The sequence below is a fragment of the Pseudomonas sp. NPDC088429 genome (assembly GCF_044753305.1).
In the GTDB taxonomy this organism is placed as follows: Bacteria; Pseudomonadota; Gammaproteobacteria; order Pseudomonadales; family Pseudomonadaceae; genus Aquipseudomonas; species Aquipseudomonas rustica.
Genome location: NZ_JBIVMX010000169.1, coordinates 1 through 1,424, shown reverse-complemented (window position 1 = coordinate 1,424; position 1,424 = coordinate 1). Strand labels below are relative to the sequence as shown.

Annotated in this window: 3 protein-coding genes; all 3 read right to left on the bottom strand. The window is 57.0% G+C overall.

Annotated features, from left to right (window positions below; all coding sequences use genetic code 11):
- On the bottom strand, positions 1-463 hold a 463-nt coding region (pth, locus tag ACIP66_RS28735), incomplete at its 3' end, for an aminoacyl-tRNA hydrolase (protein WP_400652688.1).
- 171 nt (positions 464-634) lie between these two features.
- Positions 635-1,234, bottom strand: a complete 600-nt coding sequence (locus ACIP66_RS28730; RefSeq protein ID WP_053123771.1) for a 50S ribosomal protein L25/general stress protein Ctc — start codon at positions 1,232-1,234, stop codon at positions 635-637.
- The coding region (locus ACIP66_RS28725; protein WP_400652685.1) for a hypothetical protein at positions 1,231-1,424 on the bottom strand (194 nt) is incomplete at its 5' end. The genes ACIP66_RS28730 and ACIP66_RS28725, both read right to left, overlap by 4 nt.

Below are 1,424 nucleotides of genomic sequence, written 5' to 3'. Positions count from 1 at the left end.
CACGACCCAGGACGAAATTTGAAACCATACTGGCGACGCCCGGGTGGCCAATGCCAAGCCGCAGGCGGTAGAACGTATTCTGATTGCCCAGTTGCGCAATGATGTCGCGCAACCCGTTGTGACCGCCATGGCCGCCGCCCTGCTTGAGCTTGGCAACGCCCGGAGGCAAGTCGAGTTCGTCATGCGCCACCAAAATTTCTTCAGGCTTGATGCGGAAGAAACCGGCGAGTGCCGCCACGGCCTGGCCGCTGCGGTTCATGTAGGTGGTGGGAATCAGCAGACGAACATCCTGACCCTGATGCGAATAGCGCCCGGTCAGGCCGAAATATTTGCGATCGGCCACAAGATTCACATTCTGTGCGTGGGCGATGCGCTCAACAAAAAGGGCCCCTGCGTTATGCCGGGTCTGGTCGTATTCGGCGCCTGGATTTCCCAGGCCAACGATCAGTTTGATGGCAGTCACGATAGGGGCCCTTCCTTTGAGTGGTGGGTAACATCGCCGCGATCAGGGAAGGCGGCGAAAGTGGACGAAAAATGCTCATTTACCATGGATGTAAACTCCGCGTTCTCGCCCGCTTTCTCGCTACGTTCCAGTCCGCGATGTTACTTGCTCACTCAGGCATGACAGAGTGAATTACTCTGCTGCGCCTTCTTCAGCTTCTGGAGCAACGCGTGGAGCGTGTACGTTTGCAACAGCTTTGTCGTCGCCGTGAGCCAGTGCAACGAACTCAACGCCTTTAGGGGCTTTGAGGTCGGACAGGTGAACGATTGCGCCGATTTCCAGAGCCGACAGGTCGACTTCGATGAACTCAGGCAGATCTTTCGGCAGGCAGGAAACTTCGATTTCGTTCAGGACGTGCGAGATCTCGCCGCCTTTCTTGGTCGGAGCTTCTTCACCAACAAAGTGCACAGGCACGATAGCGGTCAGTTTCTGGCCAGCTACGACGCGTACGAAGTCAGCGTGCAGAACGTGACCCTTGGACGGGTGACGTTGCAGAGCCTTGATGATGACGTTCTGCTTTTTGCCGCCAACGTTCAGTTCGATAACGTGGCTGTAGGCAGCATCGTTTTCGAGCAGTTTGGCAACTTCTTTGGCCAGCATGCTGATGGATTCAGGGGCTTTTTCGCCACCGTAAACAACAGCTGGAACCAGAGCGGCGAGACGACGCAGGCGGCGGCTCGCACCTTTCCCCAGGTCGGAACGCAGTTCAGCATTCAGAGTAAAATCGTTCATTGTGTATCTCCAAAATAGCCATGACCGGGTTGACGTTTGCGACCAGCGCCAAACACGGTATGGGCAAAAAAGCCCCGCCCCGGCAGGAATGCCGGGGCGGGGCGCTTTTCGTCAACGAGACATTTCGAGAAGGGCAGGGCCCTTAACGGAACATCGCGCTGAGCGAGGCTGCAGGGCTGTTGCGGCGACC